This window comes from Salipiger aestuarii (assembly GCF_003259905.1).
GTDB classification, from domain to species: domain Bacteria; phylum Pseudomonadota; class Alphaproteobacteria; order Rhodobacterales; family Rhodobacteraceae; genus Salipiger; species Salipiger aestuarii.
This window is the reverse complement of sequence record NZ_QLMG01000019.1, coordinates 1-23808: the sequence shown is the minus strand read 5'-3', so window position 1 is coordinate 23808 and position 23808 is coordinate 1. Positions and strand designations below refer to the sequence as shown.

The following is a 23808-nucleotide window of genomic DNA, read 5'->3' as shown; positions in this document are numbered from 1 at the left end:
CGCTATCGCCGTCCCTCGCGCAGCCAGGCCCCGATGATGAAGGCCGACGCCAGCAACAGCGTCAGCCACGCCGGAAGCAGCGGGATCTGGCGCACGTCCATCGTCTGGTATGCCTCGCGCGGGGTGATCCCGATCCAGCCGCGTCCGGCGGCCGGACGGCCCGCTGCCACCGCACGAATGCTGGGCACGCCCTCCTGAAGCCGCAGAACCCCGCCGCGCATGGCAGCAATGGCCGGTTTCAGCGCCGTACCGCTCGCGATGGTCTGCTCGAATTCCTTCGGCGCCGCCGGACCAAGACCGATCACCGCGTCCTGCGCGCCCTCGCTGAGGCGATAAAGACCGATCTCGGGGCCCTCGTAAATCGCCTCGAACCGCCCCGGAGAGATTTCCGTCAGTGTGACATCCTCGGTTTCGCCATCCGGGCGCGTGATCGTGACGGCCCCCACCCGTTCGTCCAGCGTCCGTCGGATGATGCGCATGGACTGGCCGGTTGCCTCGGCCCAAAGCGCCTCTTCTTCCAGCTCGGGTTCCTTCATCATCCAGTGCGCCAGACGGCGCAGCAGTTCGAGCTGCGGGCCACCGCCTTCGAAACCGCGCGACCAGAGCCACGCCTGGTCCGACGCAAGCAGCGCCACGCGCCCCTCGCCCACCCGGTCGAGAATCAGCAGTGGCCTGTCCTCTGCACCCGACATCACCACCTCGCCCTCCAGCGGATCGACTTCGATCTGGCGCAGCCAGCGACCCCAGCTGTCGGCCCCGTCAAGTCCGGCCGTCACCGGGTGGCGTTCGCCCAGTTCGGTCACGGCGGGGCGATAGCCTTCGTCGATCACCCGCGCGGTCGGTTCGGCGGGCATGATGTCCGCCAGCGGCGAGCGATAGATCGAATCGGCGCTGGCGAAATCCGGCCCGGCAGCGACCAGCACCGCGCCGCCGTTTTCGACGTAGTTGCGCACGTTATCCAGATAGATCGACGGCAGGATGCCGCGCCGCTTGTAGCGATCGAAAATGATCAGGTCGAAATCGTCGATCTTTTCCAGAAACAGCTCGCGCGTGGGAAAGGCGATCAGCGACAGTTCCGTCACCGGCACCCCGTCCTGTTTTTCGGGCGGGCGCAGAATGGTGAAATGCACAAGATCGACCGAACTGTCCGATTTCAGCAGGTTGCGCCAGGTGCGCCCGCCCGCGTGCGGCTCGCCCGAGACAAGCAGCACGCGCAGGCGGTCGCGCACGCCGTTGATCTGAACAAGCGCCGCGTTGTTGCGGTCGGTCAGCTCGCCGTCCGCAGGGGGGGTCGAGAACCGGATCACGTTCAGCCCGCCGTGGGGCAGCTCGATCGGCAGCTCGACATCCTCGCCCACCGGCACGGTAAAGCCCTGCGGCTCCCCGCCACCGACTTCGATGTTCAGCGGCACCTGGGTCGCGCCCGGCGCGGCGCCGTCGTCTTCGATGCGCAGGCTCAGCGTGACCGGTTCGCCCAGGATGGCAAAGGCGGGGGCGTTGCGCACCACAAGCCGCCGGTCCCAATCGTCTTCGTGTCCGGTCAGCAGCAGTTGCATCGGCGCGGGCAGCGTCGGCGCCCGTTCCAGATCGTGCAGACGGCCATCGGACAGCAGGAACACCCCGGCGATGCGCCCGCGCGGCTCTTCGGCCAGGGCCGAGGACAGCGCGGTCATCAGCTGAGTGCCGGAATCGCCGCTGCCGTCGCCGACCTCGATCCGACGAACCTCGGTGCCGGGGCGCGCCTCCAGCCGGGCTTGCAGCGTTTCCGCGGCGTCTTCGGTCACCGATAGGCGGTCGGCGAGTCGTTGCGAGGCGCTTTGATCGACCACCATCAGCACGATGTCCGAAAGGGGCGCGCGATCTTCTTCCTGAAACGACGGCTGCGCCAGCGCGGCCACCAGAACGAACGCGGCGAAAAAGCGCAGCGGCCAGCCGCGCAAGCCCCGCCAGAGCGCAAGCGCCACGCCCAGCGCGGCCAGCAGCCCCAGCGCAGCGATCGCGGGCCAGGGCAGAAGCGGGTCGAAAACGAGTTGTCCGGTCATTGGCCAAGCCTGTCCAGAAGTGCTGGTACATGAACCTGGTCCGACTTGTAGTTGCCGGTCAGGACATACATCACAAGATTTACCCCAAAGCGATACGCGATCTCGCGCTGCCTTTCGCCGGCAAAGCCCGAGCCCATGCGCACCAGCGGTGTGCCGCGCGCGCCGGTGGCCCAGGCGGCGGCCCAGTCATTACCGCCGATCACCACGGGGGTCACGTTGTCATTGAGGTTGCGAAACGGCATGCCCTCGATCATCTCGGCATCGGGCGCGGCGGCCTCGACCCAGACGTCGCGGCCGGCGTAACGTCCGGGAAAATCCTGAAGCAGGTAAAAGGTCCGGGTCAGCACATGGTCCTGCGGAATCGGTTCCAGCGGAGGGATATCGAGCGGCGCCGCCAGCGCCTGCAGCTTGCGCCCTTCGGGGCTGGCGGCGCCAAAGCTTGCGACATCCGCATCGCGGGTGTCGAACAGGATCATCCCGCCAGAGCGCAGGTAGTCGTTCAGCTTGGCGTAGGCCGCGGCCGAAGGAGCGGGCTGCGTCGCCGTCACCGGCCAGTAGATCAACGGAAAGAACGCCAGCTCATCGGTTTCCAGATCCACGCCCATCGGGTCTGCGGGTTCAACCGAGGTGCGGAAGAACAGCACGTCCGACAGCCCGCGCAGGCCCGCCAACGCCATGTCGTCGATCTGCGCGTCGCCGGTGATGACATGGGCCAGCGTCACCTCGGATGCGGCCAGAATCGCGGCATCGTCGGTAAGGCCGGGTTCCTGCGCCCGCGCCTGCGGGACGGCGAGCAACAGCGCGATCCCGACGACAGCCGCGCGGGCGGCACGCGCGCCGGTCAGCCGCCCCGACAGCGCCAGCGAAGCGATCACATCGGCCATCAGCAACAGCACCGCCAGCCCGAGGACCCACCCGGCAAGCGGGGTTTCCTGGGGGCGCGACAGCCCTTCGACAGCGATCCGGTCGGGCCATGCAGCGGGGTCGAACGCCATGTCGGGGCCGGCCACGTTGCGCGCAAGGCTGCGGTCTTCGCCCTGATAAAGGCCGGGGCGAAGGTCGGGCCCGAGCGAATCGCCCATCACTGCCTCGCCCGCGACACCGGGCAGGATGCCCGCGTCGGCGACCCGACCGAAGGCATCAAGCACGCGGATTGGCTGCCAGATCGTGCCCGCCAGATCCTCTGGCGTCGGGGCGGCGGGCATGGAGGACACCGCGAGTCGTTCCAGCATCGACACGAACAATCCCGACAGCGGCAGCGACGACCATTCCGCATTCGCCGTCACATGGAACAGGACCACCTGCCCCTGCCCGACCCGCTTGCGCGTGACCAGCGGCGTCCCGTCGGTCAACTGGGCAATCGACCGGGTGGCAAGCGTGGGGTCCGGCTGCGCCATCACCTGACTGCTGACGGTGACGTCCGGGGGGATGTCGAGCCCGGCAAAGGGACTGTCTTCGGGGAAGGGCGCCAGCGATTTGGGTTCTCCCCAGCTCATCGCGCCGCCGACGCTCCGGCCCCCGACGCGCAGGCGGACGGGCATAAGCGGGTCTTCTTCCGAGCGGCTGACATCGCTGGCCGCAAGGCGCGGCCCGGCAAAGCGCAGCAGTGTGCCGCCCTGTTCGACCCAGTCGAGCACGCCCTGCGCCTCGCCCGGAGCAAGGGTTGCGACGTCGGCAAGCACGATGACGTCGGGATTGGCCGGCAGCACCTCTTGGAGCGATCCGTCCAGCAGATCGGCGGACGGCTCCAGCGCCTTGTGAAGAAAGTGCAGCGGAGCGAGCAGTTCCAGCCCTTCGCGGTTTTCGTTGCCGGCCATCAGCGCGACCTCGCGGCGGCGCAGGCTATCATCGGGCAGCGCCACGGCCCCGGCACTGCGGGCGCCTTCGATTTCGAACCGGGTGATGCGGGCGCGCAGTTCGGCGGGAAGCGCCAGCGCCAGTTCGGTTTCGCTCGCTCCCTGTTCGAATAGCGCCGGGGCGCGCACCAGCACCGCCGGGTTTCCGGCAGGATCAAGGCCATGCGCTGCGACCGACAGCTCCGCCTCGGGGCCCGGACGCAGGCGCCGCAGAGTCAGCAAGACGTTGCCATCCGCGTAAGTCGCGGGCAGCAGGGCGTAATGCGCGCGCGGGCTTTCGAAAACCGTGACCTCTCCGCGCGCCTCAAGCGCCGCAAGCAGCGGCGCGCGGCTGGCGCGCGCCAGCCCGTCGGACATCCAGTAGCTGTCGAAATCGCCATCAGGCAGCACCGCGATGGCACGCACGACGGCGGCATCGTCGGGCTGCCATGGCTCGGGCAGTATCCCCTGAAGGCGGCTGCGCAACACGCCCGCCGCCTGGAATTCCGCCCGTTCGGGCGCGGTCAGGCGCATCAACGCCACCGGGCGCGACTGGCGTTCGGCGCGGGTCAGCAAGGTGTCAAGCGCCTGCCGCCGCTGCGTCCAGTCCGAGGCCGAGGACCAGCTGGCATCCATCACCACCAGTAGCGGCCCGCTTCCCGTCTGTTCAGCGCCGCCACCGCGCGGATTGAGCACCGGACCGGCCAGGCCAAGGATCACCGCGGCCATCGCCAGCATCCGCATCAGCAGCAGCCACCACGGCGTGCGGTCCGTGACCTGATCGTCGTCGGTCAGCCCCAGCAGCAATGCCACACCGGGAAATCGGCGGCGGATCGGCGCGGGCGGCACCGCGCGCAGGATCAGCCACAGGATCGGCAGCGCCAGAAAACCCAGCAACAGCCATGGCGCGGTAAATCCAAGCGGGCCAAGCATGGTCATCCGTGGCCTCCGTCCATCGCGCGCCAGACCCACAAAAGCGCGCTCTGGGCGCTGTCGCCGGTATGATGGCACAGATATTGCCACCCGGTCAGCCGCGACAGATCGGCCAGGCGGGCCTTTCGTTCAGCGAGCCGGTCAAGGTAGCGCGCGCGCAGATCCCCTGCCTTGAGCGTCTCATGCACAAGGGCGCCGCCGATGCTTTCGAAAATCGTGCGCCCCTTGAAAGGAAAACTCTCCTCGCTGGGGTCCAGCACTTGCAGCAGGGCGCCGCGCACCCCCCGGTCGGCCGCCTTGGTCAGCGCCAGTTCGACGGTACCTATGTCTCCCAGGAAATCGGACACGAACAGCGCCCGCGAATGCGGAATGATGCCGCGATGTTCGGGGGCGGAATAATCCTCGGGAGCATCCTGAGACAGCGCTTCGGCCAGCCGCAGGACCTGAATATCGCTGTTGCGCGGCGGCAGGGACCAGCCGGTGAAACCCACGCGCTCGCCACCGCGAATCAGCAGGATAGACACGGCGAGCGCGATCAAACGCGCGCGGTCGCCCTTGTACGGCAGATCCTTGGATGAGGAAAACCGCATCGACGCTCCGCTATCCACCCACATCTGCACCGATTGCGCGATCTGCCATTCGCGTTCGCGCACGAATTGCTCGTCACCCCGCGCCGAGCGGCGCCAGTCGATGCTGCGCAGCGTGTCGCCGGACCGCAGCGGGCGATACTGCCAGAAATCATCGCCCATGCCCGCGCGGCGACGCCCGTGTTCACCCAGAAGCACGGTGCCCGCCAGCTGTTCGGCCCGCGCCAGAAGCGCGGGAAAACGCGCGGCTTCGATCTGCGCGTCGCGGCGCAGCGAGGTGACGGTGTCGTTCAAGCCGCGGCCTCGGTGCGGAGGATGCCGCCCGCGACCTCGTCGATGAGCGCGCCAAGGTCTTCGCCCCGCGCGCGTGCCGAAAACGTCAGCGCCATCCGGTGCACCAGCACCGGGCGCGCCATGTTGATGACATCCGCCGGAGACGGCGCCAGACGCCCTTCGAGCAGGGCGCGCGCCCGCACGGTCAGCATCAGCGCCTGCGCGGCGCGCGGCCCCGGCCCCCATGCCACGGTATCCCTGACCCGCTGCGAGGCGGCGGGTTCGCCGGGCCGGAAGGCGCGCACCAGATCAAGGATCATCTCGACCACCGCATCCCCGACCGGCATCCGGCGCAGCAACGTCTGCGCCGCCATCAGCGAGTCCGCATCGAACACCTGATGGGCCTGCGCGTCTTCGGTGCCGGTGGTCGCCAGCAGAATGTCCTTTTCGGTCTTGCGATCCGGATACTGGACGTCGATCTGCACCAGAAAGCGGTCAAGCTGCGCCTCGGGCAGCGGATAGGTGCCTTCCTGTTCGATCGGGTTCTGGGTGGCCAGAACGTGGAACGGCGCGGCAAGCGGCCTGGTTTCGCCCGCGACGGTCACCACCTTTTCCTGCATCGCCTGAAGCAGCGCCGATTGCGTGCGTGGCGAGGCCCGGTTGATTTCATCCGCCATCAGAAGCTGGCAGAAGATCGGGCCCTGGATGAACTTGAAGGCCCGGCCACCGTCGTTGCCGGTTTCCAGCACCTCGGATCCCAGAATATCTGCGGGCATCAGATCGGGGGTGAACTGGATGCGGTTGCCGTGCAGGCCCATGACAGTCGACAGCGTGTCCACCAGCCGGGTCTTGCCCAGGCCCGGCAGGCCGATCAGCAGCCCGTGGCCGCCGCACAGCAGCGCCGCAAGCGTCAGTTCGACCACGCGTTCCTGCCCGATGAAGCGGGCGTTGATCGCACGCTTGGCTTCGGCCAGCTTGTTTTCCAGTGCCTCGATCCCGGCGACCAGATCCTCGGCCATGATGCGACTCCTTGCTTTTCCTGCCCGTTGAGACAGACTCTATTACGCGGTTGAGAAAGTACCAAAGAAATGAAGACACAAAATTCCGTTACAGCCGGGCTGGCCCATGTGGTTGCCTCTGCAAACGCCACCAAGGGGCGCGGTTTGCCCCCCGTCGATCAATGGACCCCCGCCCTGAGCGGTGAGATGGACATGGTCATCCGGCGCGACGGCAGCTGGTGGCACGAAGGCGCCCCGATCCGGCGCGAAAGGCTTGTGCGGCTGTTTTCGACGATCCTGAGAAAAGATGGTAAAGATTTCGTGCTCGTCACCCCGGTCGAAAAATGGATCATCACAGTCGAGGACGCCCCGTTTATCGCGGTCGATCTGGATGTCACCGGCGCCGGACGGGACCAGAGCCTGCGGTTCACCACCAATCTGGGCGACACCTGCACCGCCGGCCGCGATTGCCCGATCCGGGTGACCGAGGATGCGCAGACCGGCGAACCCTCGCCCTATGTCATGGTGCGTGGCGGGCTTGAGGCGCTGATCGACCGCAAGACATTTTACCGGCTCGCGGATCTGGGCGTGCAACACGATGGCCGCTTCGGGGTCTGGTCGCAAGGCGAGTTCTTCGCGCTGTCCGGCACCCTGCCGGGCTAGACGCCGGGTCACGGCCACGCCGTTCGGGATCAATCGCCCAGCTTGGCATGAACCTCGTCAAGGTCGATGTCGCCGATGGGCATCTTGTTGGCCGGGTTCGCGAAATCATAGCGGAACAGGTCAAAGTCGCGCTTGTAGATCTCGTAGACCAGATGCATCGACAGGTCGTCGAAGTAATCCTCGACCGGATGCAGACGCTTTGGCCCGTGGCCTTCGGATTCGTTGAACCGGGGGATCTGCGCCAGATCGACCGGGTGCGGCATCTGGATGTTGTCCAGCACGCCCTGCATGCCGTCTTCGAACCTTTCGGTCCAGACGATCCGATCGTACCGGCCACCGTTGACGATGAAAGTCGACACATGTCCCGACACCGACGACCAGTGAATATCGGGGTCCATCGGGCGACGCCAGCGGACGGTATCGCGCACGAACAGCAGAAACCGGCGGAAACTGCGGATCTGGTCGAAATCGCCCTGCCCGTCGTCGCCGCCGACCTCGATGCCGTATTTCTGGATCAGCAACGGCACAAGGTTGCCGCGATAACGATTACCGTTGCGCTGAATGCCGCAGATCTTGTCGAAGAACGACGACAGCACCCGTGTATAAGGGTTGCGCACGCAGGTGAACGCATAGGCCCCGCGGGTCTCGGCGTTGGCCCGGATCGCGGCCCGGCTGTCTTCGCGCGCCCATTTGTGCAGGCCGGTCGTCGCGTCGTGGATGTCGCCGTCGTAAAATGTGCCATGGTCCGAGTAATACATGATCTGCCCGATGGTCGAGCAGGCACATTTGGGCACCACGCGGTACACCATGCTTTCGCTTTCGGTCATCCAGGTTCCCGGAAAACCCATACGCTCGTTCCTCTTCGTAAGGCCGCCGTCTTGCCTGTTGCCCCGTGCGATGAAAGAAAGCAGAACAATACCGTTTCTTCAACGCCCGTTCAGCCTTATCATGGAAACACTTGCCCGGAACGGAACAGACCCCGAGGCACATGGCCAAGATCGCCTTCATCCTGCTGTGTCACAAAGACCCAGACGCAGTCATCAACCAGGCGCAGAGCCTGACGGCCGTGGGCGACTGCATGTCGATCCATTTCGATGCGCGCGCGCCGCGGGCACAGTTCGACACGATCCGCGACGCCCTGAAAACCAATCCCAACGTCACCTTCGCCACCCGGCGGGTCAAATGCGGCTGGGGGGAATGGTCGCTGGTGCAGGCCACGCTGCACGCCCTGCACGCGGCGGTCGCGCAATTCCCCGACGCCACCCATTTCTACATGCTTTCGGGCGATTGCATGGCGATCAAACCGGCGCAATACGTCCATGATTTCCTGGACCGGCGCGATGTCGACCACATCGAAAGCTTCGACTATCTCACATCGGACTGGATCAAGACCGGCTGGCGCGAGGAACGGCTGGTCTATCGCCACTGGTTCAATGAACGCACCCAGAAGAAACGCTTCTACGCCATGTTCGAACTGCAAAAGCGGCTCGGCCTGACGCGCGCGATCCCCGGCGACATCACGGTGATGATCGGGTCGCAATGGTGGTGCCTGCGGCGGCAGACGGTCGAATCCATCCTAGAATTCCGCAAGCAGCGCCCGGATGTGATGCGGTTTTTCCGCACCACCTGGATTCCGGACGAGACGTTCTTTCAGACGCTCGTGCGCCATCTTGTGCCCGAACGGGACATCGACAGCCGCACGCTGACGTTTCTGATGTTCACCGACTACGGCATGCCCGTGACGTTTCACAACGACCATTACGACCTCCTGCTGTCGCAGGATTTCCTGTTCGCCCGCAAGATCTCGGCTGAAGCGCACGATCTGCGCCGCCGACTTGGCGTGCTCTATGCCTGCGAAGGGGCGCGGTTCCGGATCTCGAACGAGGGGCGGTCGCTGTTCACCTTTCTGACCGGCAAGGGCCGCACCGGCCATCGGTTTGCGCCGCGTTTCTGGGAAACCGAAAGCACGCTGGGGCGCGAACGCGACCTTCTGATCGTGCTGTGCCGGAAATGGCATGTGGCCAGACGGCTGGTCGATTGCATCCGCACGTCGACCGGCCTGCCCTGCATCGGCTACCTGTTCAACGACGAAAGCTGCGCGTTGCCCGACCTGGGCGGCATCCAGGACAGCATGGACAAACGCCACCGCCACCGGCGCGCCCTGCTGCGCATGCTGTACGAGCATTACGACAGCGATCGCTTGCTGATCTGTCTCGACCCGTCCAACCTGGACCTGATCGAGGATTTCTGCCGCGACAGGTCCGTCACCCGCCTGCTTGAGATCGACTGCGATTTCTCGGATCGCGACCTGATCGAGCACGCCATGCGCGTCGGACTTGCCGGCGACGGCACCCCGCCTGAAACCCTGGCGCGTCTGCTGCCGACGATCCGCAACGACATGGCGCTGGAAACCGATACCCTTCGCGACAGAAACTTCGCACATCACAGCCGCTTGCGCGAAGCCGACCCGCCAGCCAGAAACGCCCGCGCCATCGCTGCCTTTCTCGATTGTTCCGAACCCATCGCCGGCGCGCTTGCCACCACCGATCAACTCTTTGCCGAATGAGGACAAAAATGGCCTACACCTATGACGACCAGAACATCTTTGCGAAAATCCTGCGCGGAGAGATTCCCAACGACACCGTGCTGGAAACCGACCACAGCCTTGCGTTCAACGACATCCGCCCGCAGGCGCCGATCCATGTGCTGGTGATCCCCAAGGGCAAATACGTCAGCTACGACGATTTCGCCCGCAACGCTCCGGATGCCGAAATCCTCGATTTCACCCGTACGGTGGGCAAGGTCTGCGAGATGAAAGGCGTCGAGGCCGACGGCTTTCGCGCCATCATGAACGCGGGCGCGCACGGCGTGCAGGAAGTGCCGCACCTGCACATCCATATCCTGGGCGGCCGCCCGCTGGGCCGCATGCTCGACTAGACCGGGCTCGACCAGGCCGGGCCGGGGGGCAACCTGCCCCCCTGTTGCGATTCGGGCGTGCGGCATAGACAGCCGCTGGTCAGGCAACGCTGCGCGTGCGCGTCAGCTCCAGAAACACATCCTCAAGATCCGCCTGCTCGGTGCGCACATCGCGGATGACGATGCCTGCGTGATGCACCAGCGCCAGCACGTCGCCCGCCGAAATCTGCGACGAGCGGTAGCTGAGCGCGATCAACCCGCCGCCGCGCCGCTCGGCGCTGATCCCCGGCGCCGAGGGCAGGGTGCCGGGCATGGTTTCGGGCTCGATCACCAACGTCTTGGCATCCAGCTGGCCCAACAGGTTGCGGGTGCTGTCGCGCGCCACCACCGCGCCCTGGTTGATGATGGCGATCTCGTCGCACATCTCTTCGGCCTCTTCCAGGTAGTGGGTGGTCAGGATGATGGTCATCCCGCGTTCGCGGTTCAACCGGCGCACGTTGCGCCACAGCATCTGGCGCAGCTCGATGTCCACGCCGGCGGTGGGTTCGTCCAGCACCAGCACCCGCGGGTGATGCACCAGCGCCTTGCCCAACAACAGGCGGCGGCGCATGCCCCCCGACAACGTCCGGGCATAGGCATCGGCCTTGTCTTCCAGCCCGATCATTTCAAGAATCTCGTCGCTGCGCCTGTCGCGTTTGGGCACGCCGTACAGCCCCGCCTGCACCTCAAGCGCGTCGCGCGGCGAAAAGAAAGGGTCCAGGTTCAGTTCCTGCGGCATCACGCCGATGGCGGCGCGCGACTGGCGCGGATTGCGATCCTGGTCCCAACCCCAGATGTCGACCTTGCCCGATGTCTTGTTCACCAGCCCCGCAAGGATGTTGATGAGGGTCGACTTTCCCGCCCCGTTCGGCCCCAGCAGGCCAAAGATCGACCCCGTGGGGATGGTCAGGTCGATGCCTTTCAGGGCCTCTTTTCCGCCCGCATACGTCTTGCGCAGCGCCTCGATCCGGATCGCGTCTCCAGTCATCCGAGCCTTGCTCCTACAGGTTTTTCCGCTCATAACGCAGGTAGTGCAGCTGTGACGAAAAGGAAACCTCGGCCATGACGACCCAAGCCCCCGAAACCAAGGTTGTCGACAGCTGGCGCGTTGCCTGCGATGGCGGCGAAGGCGCGCTGGGGCACCCCCGGGTCTGGTTGCTGATCCCGCAAACGGACGGCTACGTCGAATGCCCCTATTGCGATGCGAAATATGTGCACCGCGAGTTCGAGGGCAAGGTCTAGGCCGGTGATCCCGGCCGCGCGGCCCCCGAACGACCGCCCGGCACGGCCCATGGCCTGACATGCTGGCGATCTTTGTCAAGACTGTCCCGTTTTTTGCGCTGATCGGGCTAGGGTACGGTGCCGGGCGGCGCGGCTTTTTCCCCGAGGCCGCCACCGCCGCGCTGACCAAATTCGTGTTTTACTTTGCGCTGTCCGCGATGCTGTTCCGGTTTTCCGCATCGCTGTCGATTGGCCAGATCTTTGACGCGCGCCTTGCTGCCGCTTACCTGTGGGGCACCATGGCGGTCTATGGCATCGCCACCGCCGTGGCCTTTGCCCGCCGTCAGGATCTGCAAACCGCCGCGATCGAAGCGCAGACCGCCAGCATCGGCAACACCGGATTCCTTGGCCTGCCCATGCTGTCGCTGCTGCTGGGCGAGGCCGCCGTGGCACCGATCATCCTGATGCTGACCATCGACCTTGTGGTGTTCGCCACGCTGCTGGTGGTGCTTGTCGCGGGTGCGCGCGAAGGCAAGATCACCGCCTCGATCTTTCGCTCCGTCGGGCTGGGCCTGCTGACGAACCCGATGATCGTGTCGATCTGCGCGGGGCTGGCGGTGTCGGCGTCGGGGCTGGCGCTGCCCGGCGTCGTGCTGGACTTCGTCACCATGCTGGGCAACGCCGCCACCCCCTGCGCGCTGTTCGCCATCGGTGCGTCGCTGGCCAGCAAATCCGCCGAACGGCTGGCGGTGTCGGGCTGGCTGAGCTTTGCCAAGCTGGTGCTGCACCCGCTGTTCGTGGCGGCCGGCGTGTACCTGTTCTTTCCCGTCACGCCGTTTCAGGCTGCCGTCGCCGTCAGCACCGCCGCGATGCCGGTGGCGGGCACCGTGTTCATGCTGGCGCAGCACTACGGCATCGCGCCGCAGCGGGTGTCGGCGGCAATCCTTATTTCCACCGCGTTCAGCATCGTGACGCTCAGCACCGTGATCGGACTGGTGACCCCATGAAGCTGTACATCGACGCCGACGCCTGCCCCGTCAAGGATGAGGCCGAGCGTGTCGCCACCCGCCACAAATGCCCCATGTTCGTCGTGTCCAACGGCGGACTGCGTCCGTCGCGCAACCCGCTGGTGGAAACGGTGATCGTGCCCGACGGCCCTGATGTGGCCGATATGTGGATCGCGGATCGCTGCGGGCCGGGCGACGTGGTGGTGACCGGCGACATCCCCCTGGCGGCGAAATGTATCGAGGCTGGCGCCCAGGTGCTGCGCCACAACGGCGAGCGGTTCACCCCCGCCAACATCGGCCAGCAGCTTGCCATGCGCGACCTGATGGCCGACCTGCGCGCCGCCAACCCGCTGGGCGCGGGCGGCAGCGGCAAGGGGTTCACCAAGGCAGACCGCTCGCGTTTTCTCAATGCGCTGGAACAGGCGCTGCGGCTGGCAAAAGGATAAGGCATGACCATCGACGCTGTAATTTTCGACATCGGCAATGTGCTGATCCGCTGGCAGCCCGAGCTGTATTTCGACGCGCTCATCGGCCCCGATCGTCGCCGCGAGATGTTCGCCAGCGTAGATCTGCACGCCATGAACGAAGGCATCGACGCAGGCGAACCGTTTCGCAAACAGGTTTATGATTGCGCCGACGCCAACCCCGCCTATGCAGAGCACATACGCCACTGGCACGACAACTGGGTCAAGCTGGCGTCGCCCGCCATCGACGGGTCGGTGACGATCCTGCGCGCGCTGCGCGCCCAGGGCACTCCGGTGTTTTTCCTGAGCAACATCGGCCTGGGCCCGTTCGAACAGGGGCAAGAGGTCTATCCGTTCCTGCGCGAGTACGACCGCGCCTACATCTCGGGCGAGATGCGGGCGACCAAACCCCACGCGCCGATCTACGAAATGGTTGAATCCGACTGCGGGCTGGCCCCCGAAACGCTGCTGTTCGCCGATGACCGGACCGACAATATCGCCACCGCGGCGGCGCGCGGTTGGCAGACGCATCTGTTCACCGACCCCGAGGGCTGGCAGGACTGCCTGATCTCGCGCAAGGTCCTGCCCGGCCCGGTCTTGTAACGCTCAGGCGGGGGCCAGTTTCGGCCCCCGCGCTTCCTTGACGGGCAGGTGAACCACCGCGCTCAGCGCTCCGACACCGACACCGATCCACCACACCAGCGTGTAATCGCCGTGGAGGTCGTACATCCGCCCCCCCAGCCAGACGCCCAGAAACCCGCCCAGCTGGTGGGACAGGAACACGATGCCGTACAGCGTGCCCATGTAGCGCAGCCCGTACATATGCGCGATCAGCCCAGAGGTCAGCGGCACTGTCGCCAGCCAGAGCGACCCCATCGCCGCAGAAAACAGCAACACCGTGGTCGGCGTGATCGGCAGAAGAATGAACGCCGCCGCCACGATCGTGCGCGCCACATAAATCCCGGCCAGCAGGTATTTCTTGGTGAACCGCTTGCCCGCCCAGCCCGCCGTCAGCGTTCCTACGATGTTGCACAACCCGATCACGCCGATGCTGACGGCCCCCAGAGCCGAGGTCGTGGTGATCCCCAGGCCGTGCAGAATGCCCCCCGGCGTGATCGGTCCGCACATCTCGGTCACGAAAGCCGGGAAATGCGCGGTGATAAACGCAAGCTGGTAGCCGCAGCTGAAAAACCCGATGAAGATCAGCGAAAAGCTGGGGTCCTTGGCGGCGCGCAGCAGGATCGCGCCCAGCGACTCCTCCAGTTCGGCGCGGCTGGCGGGGCGGGTGGGCGCGCGCATGAAGGGCAGCAACATCAGCATGGCGATGATGACAACGGCAAACAGCATGAACACCACCTGCCAGGAATACGCCCCGAGCAACGCCTCGGCGACGGGTGCGCCGATCACCTGCCCCGCCGATCCGGCAGCGGTGGTGATGGCCAGCGACATCGACCGGTTGTCATCCGACGACGCCCGCCCGACCACGGCCAGAATCACGCCAAAGCCCGTGCCCGCGATACCGAAACCCACCAGCACTTCGGACATCTGCATCCCCCCCGGTGTCACCGATTGCGACGACAGCAACAGCCCGGCCGCATAGGCGATGGCCCCAAGGATGATTGCCTTTCGGTCGCCGACCTTTTCCGCCATGGCACCGAAGAGCGGCTGACCGATGCCCCAGAACAGGTTCTGCAACGCGATGGCCATGGAAAATTCGGTGCGCGCCCAACCGAATTCCTCGGCAATCGGAATCTGGAACACGCCGAAACTGGCCCGGATCGCGAACGACACCAGAATAATTGAGCATCCCGTGATCAGCACGGGGGTAAAAAGACGGGTCTGGTTGTCCATGACGAGGCTCCTTTGGACGGCAGGCTTAGCCGGGTGTGTCGCCGCGTCAACGAAAGAAATGTTACCGATACAATCGCGATTTCCGCAATGCGGCGCGCTGGCTCTACACAAACGAGGCTGGGCGCGCTAATTCCACGTCATGAACACGCTTGCCTCGCTTTACGATGCCCGCGTCGCCGAAGGGCGACTGATCCGTGACGACGCCCAGGAGGCGACGCTGTCTGCGCTGGAACGCATCCGGGCCGAACTGGCCGCCGCGCCCGAGCTGCCGAAAAAGCGCGGTCTGTTCCGCCGCGCGCCCGAGGTGCCCAAGGTGCGCGGCCTGTATCTTTGGGGGGGCGTGGGGCGCGGCAAGTCCATGCTGATGGATCTGTTCGTCGACAGCCTGAACGTGCCGGTACGCCGGGTGCATTTCCACGCCTTCATGCAGGAAATGCAGGCCGATCTGCACCGCCTGCGCGGTGAAGGTGTCGAAGACCCGGTGAACCCCATGGCCAAGGCTGTCAGCGACTCTGTACGCGTGCTGGCCTTTGACGAGATGCAGATCACCGATATTGCCGATGCGATGCTGGTGGGGCGGCTGTTCGAACAGCTGTTCGAGGCGGGAACGGTCGTGGTCACCACATCGAACCGCAAGCCGGACGATCTGTACAAGGACGGGCTGAACCGGCAATTGTTCCTGCCCTTCATCGCGCTGATAAAGGACCGGCTCGAAGTGCGCGAACTGGCGTCGGAACGCGACCACCGGCAGAACCGGCTGCGCGGGGCGCGCAGCTATTTCACCCCCGTCGACGCCGCCGCCCGCGCCGAGATCGACGCGCTCTGGGCCGACCTGACCCATGGCGAAGAAGAACAGCTGGTGCTGACCGTCAAGGGCCGCAAGATCGCGCTGCCCCGCTATCGCAACGGCATGGCGCGGGTCAGTTTCTACGACATGTGCGGGCAGATGCTGGGGCCGGGCGACTATCTTGCCATCGCCGATGCGCTGCGGCTTCTGGTGCTGGAAAACGTCCCCCGGCTTGGGCGCAGCAATTTCAACGAGGCCAAGCGGTTCGCCACCCTGATCGACACGCTTTACGAAGCCAGGGTCAAACTGATCGTCAGCGCGCGGGACACCCCCGAAAGCCTGTACATCGAAGGCCCCGGCGCGTTCGAATTCGAACGCACGGCGTCGCGACTGAACGAAATGCAGGCCGAAGACTGGGCTGAAGACTGGACCGACGACGGGGGCAGCGACGACGGGGGCGAAACATCGTGATCCGAAAACCGAAGCCCCAACGAAAAATGGGGCTGGTCGTTGCCAGCCCCAGTTGCTCGATCTTCAGCCTGTATTATTTGGTCAGAGCACCGGAATTTTCAGCGTCTGACCGACCTTGATGTCGTCGCGCGTGGCCAGCCTGTCGCGGTTGGCCTCGTAGATGGCGAGATACAGATAGGTGTGTCCGTCGTCGCGACAGGCGATGGTGGCCAGGCTGTCGCCGCGCTGCACGCGGCGGGCCTGTGCGTCGTTGGGCTTGCTCGGTTCGGGCGGCGCGGCGACCGCCTTTTGCACGTTCTTGAATTGCGCGGGCACACCGCAGCTGGCAATCGTACGCTTGCCCACAGAGGCCATCCGCGTCGAAGTCTCGCCCCGTTTTCCGAGGTCACAGGCTCTTGGGGAATGACCAGATCGCCGTCCCGATGGGCGATAGCGCCGGTGGCGCACAGACAAAGCCCCGGCCCTGTCCCAAGCGTCAGCGCGCGGTACATCTTGCGCGGCATGGCTGTCGGTCCCCCAGATACGGCGGGAACGACATGGCAGCGTGTCCCACAATCAGATTTGACACCAAATATAGTCAGCTCTGGGCGAATCAGTCAAGGTAAAGTGATTCGTCATGCGCGATTCGTGTAGAACGGGAAAACGCGAGTCAGATCAGGCGGATCATGGCCTGCGGCGGGTCATCCGCCTTGCTGCCGCAGCACCTCGCCCGCCAGATACAGCGAGCCGCAGATCAGAATACGCGCGTCGGGCACATCCGAGCCAATGCGCCTCAACGCGTCTTCGACGCTGTCGGCGGTGTCGGATCGCAGCCCCACCGTCGCGGCGACGCGCGCGGTTTCGGTTGCGGGAAGCGTGTTTGCCTCGCCGGGGATAGACAGGGCGATCAGCCGGTCCGCCTGGCCCGCCAGCGGACGCAGGTATCCCGCGATGTCCTTGGTGTTCAGCATGCCGCAGATCAGGTGCAGCGGACGGTGGGACAAGCCGGACAGATGCCGGGCAAGCGCCGCGCCCGCTGCCGGGTTGTGGCCCCCGTCAAGCCACAGCTCGGCCCGGGGCACCAAGGCGGGCAGCGGCCCGGTTTTCAGGCGCTGCATGCGGGCGGGCCAGTCGGCGCCGGTGACGGCGGCTTCGCAGGCGTCCGCACTCAACCCGAGATGACGCAGCGCCGCCAGCGCGGCGCCCGCGTTTTCGATCTGATGCGCCCCCGGCAGATTCGGCAAGGCCAGATCAAGCAACCCGGTTTCATCCTGAAACACCAGCCGCCCGCGTTCCTGCCACACCTGCCAGTGCTGCCCATGCGCCAGCAGCGGCGCGCCAAGACGCGCGGCGCGGGCTTCGATCACGGCCATCACCTCATCCGGTTGCGGGCCGACAACGCAGGGCACGCCGCGCTTTAGAATGCCCGCCTTTTCCCCGGCGATCTCGGCCAGCGTGTCGCCAAGATATTGCTGGTGGTCCAGCGAAATGGGCGTGATGACGGTCAGCGCGGGGGCATCGAACACATTGGTCGCGTCCAGCCGTCCGCCCAGCCCCGTCTCGATCAACGCCACGTCCGCGCGCGCCCGGGCAAAGGCCAGGTAGGCGGCGCAGGTGGTGATTTCGAAATAAGTGATGGCATCGCCGCCGTTGCGATCCCAGCATTCGTCCAGAACGGCGGACAGCGCGTCTTCGGAAATCAGATGGCCCGCGACCCGGATGCGTTCGTGAAACCGCGCCAGATGCGGCGAGGTATAGGCATGGACCGTTTTCCCCGCCCCCTCGTACCCGGCGCGGATCATGGCAAGGGTCGACCCCTTGCCATTGGTGCCGGCGGCGTGAACGACCGGAGGCATCCGCCGTTCGGGGTGATCCAGCGCGGCCAACAACCGCCACACCCGGTCCAGCGTCAGGTCGATGACCTTGGGGTGCAGCGACATCATCCGCTGCAGGATGGCATCGGACCCGCGAGTCATTTTTCGGCGGGATCGGGGGCGTCTTCGGGATCGGGTGCCGACAGATCGCCCGGCGGCGGCAGTTCGCCATGCACGGCGGGCGGCATCTGCATCAGCATCCGCAGGATGGTCATCAGCTCGGTCCGCATCCCGCGGCGGTCGATGACGCGATCCAGCATGCCGTGTTCCAGCAGATATTCGGCGCGCTGAAACCCTTCGGGCAGCTTTTCACGGATGGTTTGTTCGATGACGCGCGGTCCGGCGAAACAGATCAGCGCGTTGGGCTCGGCGATCTGCACGTCGCCCAGCATGGCGTAGGATGCGGTGACCCCGCCCGTGGTGGGGTGGGTCAGCACGACGATATAGGGCAACCCCGCCTCGCGCAGCATCTGGATGGCGACCGTGGTGCGTGGCATCTGCATCAGCGACAGGATGCCTTCTTGCATCCGCGCACCCCCGGCGGCCGAGAACAGCACCAGCGGGCGTTTCAGCCGCCTGGCTTCCTGCGCGGCCTTGATGATGGCGTTGCCGACATACATCCCCATGGACCCGCCCATAAAGCTGAAATCCTGCGCGGCGCAGACCACGGGCGTGCGCCCGATCTCGCCGGCGGCGACCAGCATCGCCTCCTTTTCGCCGGTGGCGCGCTGGGCCGCCTTCATCCGGTCAGGGTATTTCTTCTGATCGCGAAAGTGCAGCGGATCGCTGATCGGCTCGGGCACCGCGATGTCGTTGAATACGCCCCCGTCGAACAGCGCCTGAAAGCGCGCACGCGGCGTGATGTGCATGTGATGGCCGCAGGTGGTGCAGACGCCAAGGTTGTCCGTCACCTCGCGGTGGAACAGCATCGTGCCGCAGCCGTCGCATTTCATCCACAGATGTTCGGGCATCTCGCGGCGCGAGAAGATCGAGTTGATGCGGGGACGGACGTAGTTGGTGATCCAGTTCATCTCTGGGTCCTTCGCGGCTTGCTGTCGCGGGTGATCTATGCGGCCCGGACGCGGAATGCAATCCGGGCGTCAGACCCGAAGCGCCAGCCGCGCGGCAAGCCACGACAGCCCCAGCACCCCAAGGTCCACCGGAAGCGCCGCCCGCACCGCCCCGGCATCCGCCACGTCCAGCGGCAGCACATACAGGGCAAGACCCGTCATCGGGCCCTGCGGTGCGGCAATGGCAACGGCGCTCAGGTTGTTGAGCAGGTGCAGCGCCAGCGCCGGGCCAAGCGTGCCGCTGCGCGCCGTCAGATCCGCCGCCGCGAGGCCGAAGAGAAACGCCCAGAACACGACGAACACCGCATTTTCCCCGTAGATTCCCGGCGCCCAGTGGCCCAGCGCGAACAACCCCGAGGGCACCACCAGCCAGACGGCGGGCGCGGCGATCCGCGCGCCCAGCTGCGATTGCAGGTAGCCGCGAAACAGCAGCTCTTCGCTGCCCGTCTGGACCCCAAGCGCCAGCAGCGTCAGAGGCAGCAGCGCCACCCAGCGCCCCGGAGCCATGGCCGGCAGCATGTCCATCGCCATCGACCAGGGCGGCGCCAGAAAAATGACCGCCTGCAGCGCCGCAAGCGCCACGACGACACGGGCAAACTGGCGCAACGCCAGCGGCAGCGGGCCCAGCAGGCTGCGCGCCGCGCGGCCATGCACCAACCGGGCGGCAAGCAGCACCGCAAGCCCCATGGCACCCGCCCCCAGCAGCAGCGCGTAAACCCCGATCGCGGTATCCCCGCGCTGCATCGCGCCCAGCAACGCGTCGAACCGGTCGGGACCAAGCAGCAGCCGCGCCACCGCCATGATCGCCTGCCCCAGCCCGAACGTCAGCGCCACCACGACGCCCAGCCCCAACGCAAGGCGCGACAGTTCGGGGCGGACGGCAGCGTCGGTCAACTGCTTGAAGGGGGCATAGGACATGGTCGCGATCCCTGCACGGCCCGTGCGCCTTGGCAAGGGCTGACACGCTTGTCCCCCGCCCCTTGCTTGGCTATTCCCCTCGGGAACAACAAGTTGCGAGGGCACAAGACCATGACACGACTGCGCAAAGCCGTGCTTTGCAGCGCCGCCGTCGTGGTGGCGGGCGCGCTTGCGGGATGCCTGTCCGCGCCGCCGGACGGGGCGCCGGACACCGCGCGGCTGGCGGGCGGGGACGTGGTGATCGGCGGCCCTCGGGGGTATTGCGTCGATCCAGGCACCTTTGCGCGCGGACCCGCCCGGACCTTTGCGGTGATCGCGTCATGCCGCAAGATCGCCGGGGGCAATGACGGCCCCGTCGTCGCGCCGATGCTCGTCACCGTCACCGTCGGGGCGCCCGATACCGGCGCGGCCCTGCCCGAAGCCCCGGCGCTGGCGGCGGAAATGGGGCAGCGGATGATCGGCGGCCTGCACCGGAACGGGCTGACGCTGACGCATCTGGCGGGCGGCGGCACCGACGTGCTGGATGACGGCGACCCGAGGTACTGGCGAGGCACCTTCGTGCAGGGGGGCCGGATGGTGGGGCTGGCGCTGTACGCGCCGCGTGACAGCCCGCTTGCCGGCAGCGACGGGGCCGCCATGCTGCACGCCATCCGCGACCGGATTGCCACGCTCAGCCCGCAGGGAGGATAGATCGTTTATTCCATTCAGGGATTTTGCGATAAGACCCGAACAGCCCGGCACCGCAAGGAGCGTTCATGGCACGGATCGGCAAAGGATGGATGGGCCGCGCGCTTGCGGCGGCCTCGCTCAGGCGGTGGACCGCCGCCGCGCGTGACGCGGGCAGCACCGACCTGCGCGTGCTGCGCCGCCAGCGTGCCGCTGCCCGCAAGCTGAAGGCACGGCTCGACACGCTGTTGTTCATCGCCGACAGTCGGCTGTCGCTGCCGCTGCCCGGCACTCAGGCCTTTCCCCGCCCGCAGGATGCCGACTGGGCCTGGCGCCCCGAGCTTTGGCGCGGCCCCCTGCCGGAACGCGGCCTGTCTTCGGTGCCCGACAAGGCGACGCTGGGCACCGACGCGACGCTGTTTCACGATTGCACCCGGTCGGAAATCACCCTGCGTCAGACACGCAACCTGCGCGCGGCGGATCTGGCCGCCTATGGGCTGCGGCTGGATGTGTTCAGCTTTGACGGCTCGTACCTGTCGCTGGTCATCGACCTGCCCCCCGAGGCCGCACAAGGTCTGAAACGCACGCATCTGATCCGCATCGACACCGTCGTCGAGATGGAACAGCCGCTGGAAATCCTTGCCCGCCTCAACATCCGCCATGGCCCCAACACCGAACAGATCGTGCGGGAACTGCCCCTGCACGATCAGGAAATCCGCGTCGAATTCGACCTAGCCTATACGCGGCTGAACGAAAAACGCGCCGACCGGATGTGGCTGGACCTGATCTTTGAACGGCCGCAGATGAACAAGGTGACCCTGCGCGACCTGACCTTTGCCCGCCGTCCGCGCGCCGACCTGTAGCCGACCCTCAAGAGGATGCCGCCATGCCTGCCTATTCGCTGACCAAAACCCGCTTTGTCGAAGGTCTCTGGCAAGGGCTTCTGGTTGCCGAAAGCGCCGGTGCGTCCCCCCCCCACATCACGGTGACGGTGCAGGACGCACCGGTGCGCGGCGTCACGGTGACCGCCACCCCCGACCCCGGTCGCTGGGCGGTCGACGTGCCGGTGCCGGTTCAGGCCGTGGGCGACGGGGTGCACACCTTTCTGATCCTCGACGGGGCCAGCGGGGAAAAGCTGGACAGCTTCACGCTGATCGCGGGCGAGGCTGCGGGCGAGGACATGCGCACCGAAATGGCGCTTCTGCGGGCCGAGCTCGACATGCTCAAGCGCGCCTTCCGGCGTCATTGCAAGGAAACCGGCTGACCCGGCGCGCCGGATCGGCACGGATGTTTGCAGACGAGCGATTGCACCTTGCGCCGCGCGCCGCCATGCTGTCGCCGTTGGTATACCAGATCCCGAGGCCCCCATGACCCCGCTCGGCGGCATCGCGCTGAAACTCGCCTCCGTGGTGCTGTTCGTCATCATGTCGGCCCTTATCAAGGCCGCGCCGGTGCCGACCGGCGAGGCGGTGTTCTTTCGGTCGTTTTTTGCTCTGCCGGTCATCATCGCCTGGCTGATCTGGCGCGGAGACCTTGCGACCGGATTGCGCGCCAACCGGCTGTCGCTGCACGTCCTGAGGGGAATTGTGGGCGTGTCGGCGATGGGGTTCAACTTTGCGGCGCTGGGAATGCTCCCCCTGCCCGAGGTGACGGCGCTGGGATACGCGGCGCCGCTGATGACGGTGGTCTTTGCCGCGCTGCTGCTCGGTGAAAAGGTGCGGCTGTTCCGGCTTTCGGCGGTGGTGACGGGGTTGATCGGGGTGGGCATCGTGATGTGGCCATTGCTGACCGTCTCGGACCCCACACCCACGGTGCTGTGGGGCGTGGCATTCGTCATGGCGTCGGCGGTGCTGAGATCACTGGTGCAGATCCACATCCGGCGGATGGTGGCGACCGAGCAGACCTCGGCCATCGTTTTCTATTTCACCATGACCTCGACCGTGCTGTCCCTTGTCACCCTGCCCTTCGGCTGGGTCCTGCCGCCGTGGGAACACACCGCGATGCTGATCGCCGCGGGCATGCTGGGGGGAATTGCGCAAATTTGCCTGACCTCGGCCTATCGCGGTGCCGAAGCGGCGCTGCTGGCACCCTTCGATTATGCCTCGATCCTGTTTGCCATCGTCATCGGCTATGCGGTCTTTGCCGAAGTGCCGACGCCGTTGATGCTGCTGGGGTCGGCGGTGGTGGTCGCCTCCGGCGTGTCGATCATCTTGCGCGAGCGGTATCTTGGGCTGCGCCGGAACCGGGCAAGGCCCGGCATGACACCGCAAGGCTGACGTCGTTCCCGCCCTGCCGGCGGTTGACGGACCATGATCGCGACCCGCCGCGCCTGGGTAAGCGTCGCGACAACACGGAGACGGAACCGCGCATGCGCCACCGGCTATTTTCCACTCGCCTAACTGCTGCGGCTTTGTTAGGACAACGGCCAGACTGGCGGGTGTGGCGGAATTGGTAGACGCACCAGATTTAGGTTCTGGCGCCTTTGGCGTGGGGGTTCGAGTCCCTTCACCCGCACCATTCTGATTTTGAACAAGAAAATGCTGAACTGGAAACACTGCGCCTCGATCGAGCGATCGAGTTTGGCACTTTGTTAGCACTTTCCTGTTTCGTTTCTGCTCTGTTCCCGTGCCGTCTGCGCCCTTCTGGGAGCTGCTTTCTGGTTCGCCTGAGCGGTATATTTCTGAACCATTGAGAGCGTCTTGTGGCCGGTCACGGCCTGGATGTCGCGCATATCGACGCCCGCGTCGGCCAGCTGTGTTGCGGCGGTGTACCGCCAACCGTGCGGAACGAGACGGTTTGTCCCAGACAGGACTCCTATGGCTTCCCGGATGGCCTCAACCTTCTTCTGCACCTGACGTTTGCCCATATGCTGTGTGCGGTTCAGGGCGGCGATCCAGGCCAGCGATGAACCAGCCTGGGTTCTCGCGGAACGCCACGGGACGACGTGACCTGCCCCCTGCCGGTCCCTCATTCATGACGAGAGTCTGCAGGTTAGATCTGGGTATTCGGCTTCCCCGTCTGGCGCACGCGCGCCGGGCGCGGAGCCCTCAGATTGCTCAAGCACTCGGCGCGCTTGCAGCGGTGTCTGGTTCTCCAGCGAGGAATGCGGCCTGACCGTGTTGTCGTCGTAGCGCCAGAGGGCCAGCTTACGCCGCGCGTCATCCAGGCTGTCGAAGATCTCCTCGTTCAGAAGTTCGTCCCTGAGGCTGCCGTT

Annotated in this window: 25 protein-coding genes and 1 tRNA gene; 13 read left to right on the top strand and 13 right to left on the bottom strand. The window is 65.9% G+C overall.

Annotated elements, in window-relative coordinates; all coding sequences use genetic code 11:
- Nucleotides 1-2: 2 nt before the first annotated feature.
- The 4 genes from ATI53_RS11470 to ATI53_RS11455 are packed head-to-tail and all read right to left on the bottom strand — an operon-like array spanning nt 3 to nt 6689.
- Complete coding sequence (locus ATI53_RS11470) at nt 3-2042, bottom strand: glutamine amidotransferase (protein WP_009503707.1); 2040 nt, start codon at nt 2040-2042, stop codon at nt 3-5.
- Nucleotides 2039-4816 carry a DUF4159 domain-containing protein gene (locus ATI53_RS11465; RefSeq protein ID WP_111550444.1) on the bottom strand — a complete coding sequence of 926 codons (2778 nt, stop codon included), beginning with the start codon at nt 4814-4816 and terminating at the stop codon, nt 2039-2041. The genes ATI53_RS11470 and ATI53_RS11465 overlap by 4 nt, the downstream gene beginning before the upstream one ends.
- The gene (locus tag ATI53_RS11460) at nt 4813-5691 is read right to left on the bottom strand and encodes a DUF58 domain-containing protein (RefSeq protein WP_111550443.1); all 879 of its coding nucleotides are present in this window, start codon (nt 5689-5691) and stop codon (nt 4813-4815) included. Before ATI53_RS11460 ends, ATI53_RS11465 begins: the two co-directional genes overlap by 4 nt.
- Nucleotides 5688-6689, bottom strand: coding sequence for an AAA family ATPase (locus ATI53_RS11455; protein ID WP_009503710.1), 1002 nt, complete (start codon nt 6687-6689; stop codon nt 5688-5690). The genes ATI53_RS11460 and ATI53_RS11455 overlap by 4 nt, the downstream gene beginning before the upstream one ends.
- Nucleotides 6690-6758: 69 nt before the next feature.
- On the opposite strand from ATI53_RS11455, the gene ATI53_RS11450 reads away from it, so the two are divergent.
- Nucleotides 6759-7331 carry a DUF1285 domain-containing protein gene (locus ATI53_RS11450; RefSeq protein WP_009503711.1) on the top strand — a complete coding sequence of 191 codons (573 nt, stop codon included), beginning with the start codon at nt 6759-6761 and terminating at the stop codon, nt 7329-7331.
- 29 nt (nt 7332-7360) lie between these two features.
- Here the strand turns inward: ATI53_RS11450 and ATI53_RS11445 are convergent, their stop codons facing one another.
- Nucleotides 7361-8179 (bottom strand): sulfotransferase family protein, encoded by an 819-nt coding sequence (locus ATI53_RS11445; RefSeq protein ID WP_009503712.1) that lies wholly within the window; start codon nt 8177-8179, stop codon nt 7361-7363.
- 140 nt (nt 8180-8319) lie between these two features.
- Here ATI53_RS11445 and ATI53_RS11440 point away from each other — a divergent pair, with 140 nt between their 5' ends.
- Entirely contained in the window at nt 8320-9897 is a 1578-nt protein-coding gene (locus ATI53_RS11440) for a DUF5928 domain-containing protein (protein WP_009503713.1), read from the top strand.
- 8 nt (nt 9898-9905) lie between these two features.
- Nucleotides 9906-10268, top strand: a complete 363-nt coding sequence (locus ATI53_RS11435; protein ID WP_009503714.1) for a histidine triad nucleotide-binding protein — start codon at nt 9906-9908, stop codon at nt 10266-10268.
- A 79-nt stretch (nt 10269-10347) separates the two neighbouring features.
- Here ATI53_RS11435 and ATI53_RS11430 read toward each other — a convergent pair whose 3' ends face one another.
- Nucleotides 10348-11274 carry an ABC transporter ATP-binding protein gene (locus ATI53_RS11430; protein WP_009503715.1) on the bottom strand — a complete coding sequence of 309 codons (927 nt, stop codon included), beginning with the start codon at nt 11272-11274 and terminating at the stop codon, nt 10348-10350.
- A 74-nt stretch (nt 11275-11348) separates the two neighbouring features.
- Here ATI53_RS11430 and ATI53_RS11425 point away from each other — a divergent pair, with 74 nt between their 5' ends.
- Genes ATI53_RS11425 through ATI53_RS11410 form a run of 4 tightly spaced genes read left to right on the top strand, consistent with a single transcriptional unit; the run spans nt 11349 to nt 13581 of the window.
- Entirely contained in the window at nt 11349-11528 is a 180-nt protein-coding gene (locus ATI53_RS11425; RefSeq protein WP_009503716.1) for a zinc-finger domain-containing protein, read from the top strand.
- Nucleotides 11529-11587: 59 nt separating this feature from the next.
- Nucleotides 11588-12514: an AEC family transporter gene (locus tag ATI53_RS11420; RefSeq protein ID WP_009503717.1), complete on the top strand. Its 927-nt coding sequence runs from the start codon at nt 11588-11590 to the stop codon at nt 12512-12514.
- The gene (locus ATI53_RS11415) at nt 12511-12960 is read left to right on the top strand and encodes a YaiI/YqxD family protein (protein ID WP_009503718.1); all 450 of its coding nucleotides are present in this window, start codon (nt 12511-12513) and stop codon (nt 12958-12960) included. The genes ATI53_RS11420 and ATI53_RS11415 overlap by 4 nt, the downstream gene beginning before the upstream one ends.
- A 3-nt stretch (nt 12961-12963) precedes the next feature.
- Nucleotides 12964-13581, top strand: coding sequence for an HAD family hydrolase (locus tag ATI53_RS11410; protein ID WP_009503719.1), 618 nt, complete (start codon nt 12964-12966; stop codon nt 13579-13581).
- Nucleotides 13582-13584: 3 nt separating this feature from the next.
- On the opposite strand, the gene ATI53_RS11405 is transcribed toward ATI53_RS11410, so the two are convergent.
- Entirely contained in the window at nt 13585-14829 is a 1245-nt protein-coding gene (locus ATI53_RS11405) for an MFS transporter (RefSeq protein WP_111550442.1), read from the bottom strand.
- Nucleotides 14830-14968: 139 nt separating this feature from the next.
- Here ATI53_RS11405 and zapE point away from each other — a divergent pair, with 139 nt between their 5' ends.
- On the top strand, nt 14969-16087 hold the full coding sequence (zapE, locus tag ATI53_RS11400) for a cell division protein ZapE (RefSeq protein WP_111550441.1): 1119 nt from the start codon (nt 14969-14971) through the stop codon (nt 16085-16087).
- Nucleotides 16088-16168: 81 nt separating this feature from the next.
- On the opposite strand, the gene ATI53_RS11395 is transcribed toward zapE, so the two are convergent.
- The 4 genes from ATI53_RS11395 to ATI53_RS11380 all read right to left on the bottom strand — a co-directional run bounded on the left by ATI53_RS11395 (nt 16169) and on the right by ATI53_RS11380 (nt 19928).
- The gene (locus tag ATI53_RS11395) at nt 16169-16432 is read right to left on the bottom strand and encodes a LysM peptidoglycan-binding domain-containing protein (protein WP_170134562.1); all 264 of its coding nucleotides are present in this window, start codon (nt 16430-16432) and stop codon (nt 16169-16171) included.
- Between the two features lie 335 nt (nt 16433-16767).
- Nucleotides 16768-18042 carry a bifunctional folylpolyglutamate synthase/dihydrofolate synthase gene (locus ATI53_RS11390; RefSeq protein WP_111550440.1) on the bottom strand — a complete coding sequence of 425 codons (1275 nt, stop codon included), beginning with the start codon at nt 18040-18042 and terminating at the stop codon, nt 16768-16770.
- Nucleotides 18039-18971, bottom strand: coding sequence for an acetyl-CoA carboxylase, carboxyltransferase subunit beta (accD, locus tag ATI53_RS11385; RefSeq protein ID WP_009503724.1), 933 nt, complete (start codon nt 18969-18971; stop codon nt 18039-18041). Before accD ends, ATI53_RS11390 begins: the two co-directional genes overlap by 4 nt.
- 69 nt (nt 18972-19040) lie before the next feature.
- Complete coding sequence (locus ATI53_RS11380) at nt 19041-19928, bottom strand: CPBP family glutamic-type intramembrane protease (RefSeq protein WP_111550439.1); 888 nt, start codon at nt 19926-19928, stop codon at nt 19041-19043.
- Between the two features lie 111 nt (nt 19929-20039).
- Here ATI53_RS11380 and ATI53_RS11375 point away from each other — a divergent pair, with 111 nt between their 5' ends.
- From ATI53_RS11375 to ATI53_RS11355, 5 genes are all read left to right on the top strand, one after another.
- Nucleotides 20040-20618: a hypothetical protein gene (locus ATI53_RS11375; RefSeq protein WP_009503726.1), complete on the top strand. Its 579-nt coding sequence runs from the start codon at nt 20040-20042 to the stop codon at nt 20616-20618.
- Between the two features lie 65 nt (nt 20619-20683).
- Nucleotides 20684-21457: a DUF6478 family protein gene (locus ATI53_RS11370; protein WP_009503727.1), complete on the top strand. Its 774-nt coding sequence runs from the start codon at nt 20684-20686 to the stop codon at nt 21455-21457.
- A 23-nt stretch (nt 21458-21480) separates the two neighbouring features.
- Entirely contained in the window at nt 21481-21858 is a 378-nt protein-coding gene (locus tag ATI53_RS11365; RefSeq protein WP_111550438.1) for a hypothetical protein, read from the top strand.
- Between the two features lie 103 nt (nt 21859-21961).
- Nucleotides 21962-22870: a DMT family transporter gene (locus ATI53_RS11360; protein ID WP_111550437.1), complete on the top strand. Its 909-nt coding sequence runs from the start codon at nt 21962-21964 to the stop codon at nt 22868-22870.
- Nucleotides 22871-23027: 157 nt separating this feature from the next.
- Nucleotides 23028-23111: transfer RNA gene (locus ATI53_RS11355), tRNA-Leu, on the top strand.
- Between the two features lie 73 nt (nt 23112-23184).
- On the opposite strand, the gene ATI53_RS11350 is transcribed toward ATI53_RS11355, so the two are convergent.
- Nucleotides 23185-23565 carry a tyrosine-type recombinase/integrase gene (locus ATI53_RS11350; protein ID WP_009503730.1) on the bottom strand — a complete coding sequence of 127 codons (381 nt, stop codon included), beginning with the start codon at nt 23563-23565 and terminating at the stop codon, nt 23185-23187.
- The coding region (locus ATI53_RS11345) for an integrase core domain-containing protein (protein ID WP_146609914.1) at nt 23566-23808 on the bottom strand (243 nt) is incomplete at its 5' end.

What these genes read in the sequence shown, in the direction of transcription:
- zapE (WP_111550441.1), top strand. Translation starts at nt 14,969, where the DNA reads ATGAACACGCTTGCCTCGCTTTACGATGCCCGCGTCGCCGAAGGGCGA.
- ATI53_RS11470 (WP_009503707.1), bottom strand. Translation starts at nt 2,042, where the DNA reads ATGACCGGACAACTCGTTTTCGACCCGCTTCTGCCCTGGCCCGCGATC.
- accD (WP_009503724.1), bottom strand. Translation starts at nt 18,971, where the DNA reads ATGAACTGGATCACCAACTACGTCCGTCCCCGCATCAACTCGATCTTC.
- ATI53_RS11450 (WP_009503711.1), top strand. Translation starts at nt 6,759, where the DNA reads ATGAAGACACAAAATTCCGTTACAGCCGGGCTGGCCCATGTGGTTGCC.
- ATI53_RS11380 (WP_111550439.1), bottom strand. Translation starts at nt 19,928, where the DNA reads ATGTCCTATGCCCCCTTCAAGCAGTTGACCGACGCTGCCGTCCGCCCC.
- ATI53_RS11405 (WP_111550442.1), bottom strand. Translation starts at nt 14,829, where the DNA reads ATGGACAACCAGACCCGTCTTTTTACCCCCGTGCTGATCACGGGATGC.
- ATI53_RS11390 (WP_111550440.1), bottom strand. Translation starts at nt 18,042, where the DNA reads ATGACTCGCGGGTCCGATGCCATCCTGCAGCGGATGATGTCGCTGCAC.
- ATI53_RS11455 (WP_009503710.1), bottom strand. Translation starts at nt 6,689, where the DNA reads ATGGCCGAGGATCTGGTCGCCGGGATCGAGGCACTGGAAAACAAGCTG.
- ATI53_RS11375 (WP_009503726.1), top strand. Translation starts at nt 20,040, where the DNA reads ATGACACGACTGCGCAAAGCCGTGCTTTGCAGCGCCGCCGTCGTGGTG.
- ATI53_RS11425 (WP_009503716.1), top strand. Translation starts at nt 11,349, where the DNA reads ATGACGACCCAAGCCCCCGAAACCAAGGTTGTCGACAGCTGGCGCGTT.
- ATI53_RS11410 (WP_009503719.1), top strand. Translation starts at nt 12,964, where the DNA reads ATGACCATCGACGCTGTAATTTTCGACATCGGCAATGTGCTGATCCGC.
- ATI53_RS11435 (WP_009503714.1), top strand. Translation starts at nt 9,906, where the DNA reads ATGGCCTACACCTATGACGACCAGAACATCTTTGCGAAAATCCTGCGC.
- ATI53_RS11370 (WP_009503727.1), top strand. Translation starts at nt 20,684, where the DNA reads ATGGCACGGATCGGCAAAGGATGGATGGGCCGCGCGCTTGCGGCGGCC.
- ATI53_RS11420 (WP_009503717.1), top strand. Translation starts at nt 11,588, where the DNA reads ATGCTGGCGATCTTTGTCAAGACTGTCCCGTTTTTTGCGCTGATCGGG.
- ATI53_RS11430 (WP_009503715.1), bottom strand. Translation starts at nt 11,274, where the DNA reads ATGACTGGAGACGCGATCCGGATCGAGGCGCTGCGCAAGACGTATGCG.
- ATI53_RS11440 (WP_009503713.1), top strand. Translation starts at nt 8,320, where the DNA reads ATGGCCAAGATCGCCTTCATCCTGCTGTGTCACAAAGACCCAGACGCA.
- ATI53_RS11360 (WP_111550437.1), top strand. Translation starts at nt 21,962, where the DNA reads ATGACCCCGCTCGGCGGCATCGCGCTGAAACTCGCCTCCGTGGTGCTG.
- ATI53_RS11415 (WP_009503718.1), top strand. Translation starts at nt 12,511, where the DNA reads ATGAAGCTGTACATCGACGCCGACGCCTGCCCCGTCAAGGATGAGGCC.
- ATI53_RS11445 (WP_009503712.1), bottom strand. Translation starts at nt 8,179, where the DNA reads ATGGGTTTTCCGGGAACCTGGATGACCGAAAGCGAAAGCATGGTGTAC.
- ATI53_RS11465 (WP_111550444.1), bottom strand. Translation starts at nt 4,816, where the DNA reads ATGACCATGCTTGGCCCGCTTGGATTTACCGCGCCATGGCTGTTGCTG.
- ATI53_RS11365 (WP_111550438.1), top strand. Translation starts at nt 21,481, where the DNA reads ATGCCTGCCTATTCGCTGACCAAAACCCGCTTTGTCGAAGGTCTCTGG.
- ATI53_RS11350 (WP_009503730.1), bottom strand. Translation starts at nt 23,565, where the DNA reads ATGAGGGACCGGCAGGGGGCAGGTCACGTCGTCCCGTGGCGTTCCGCG.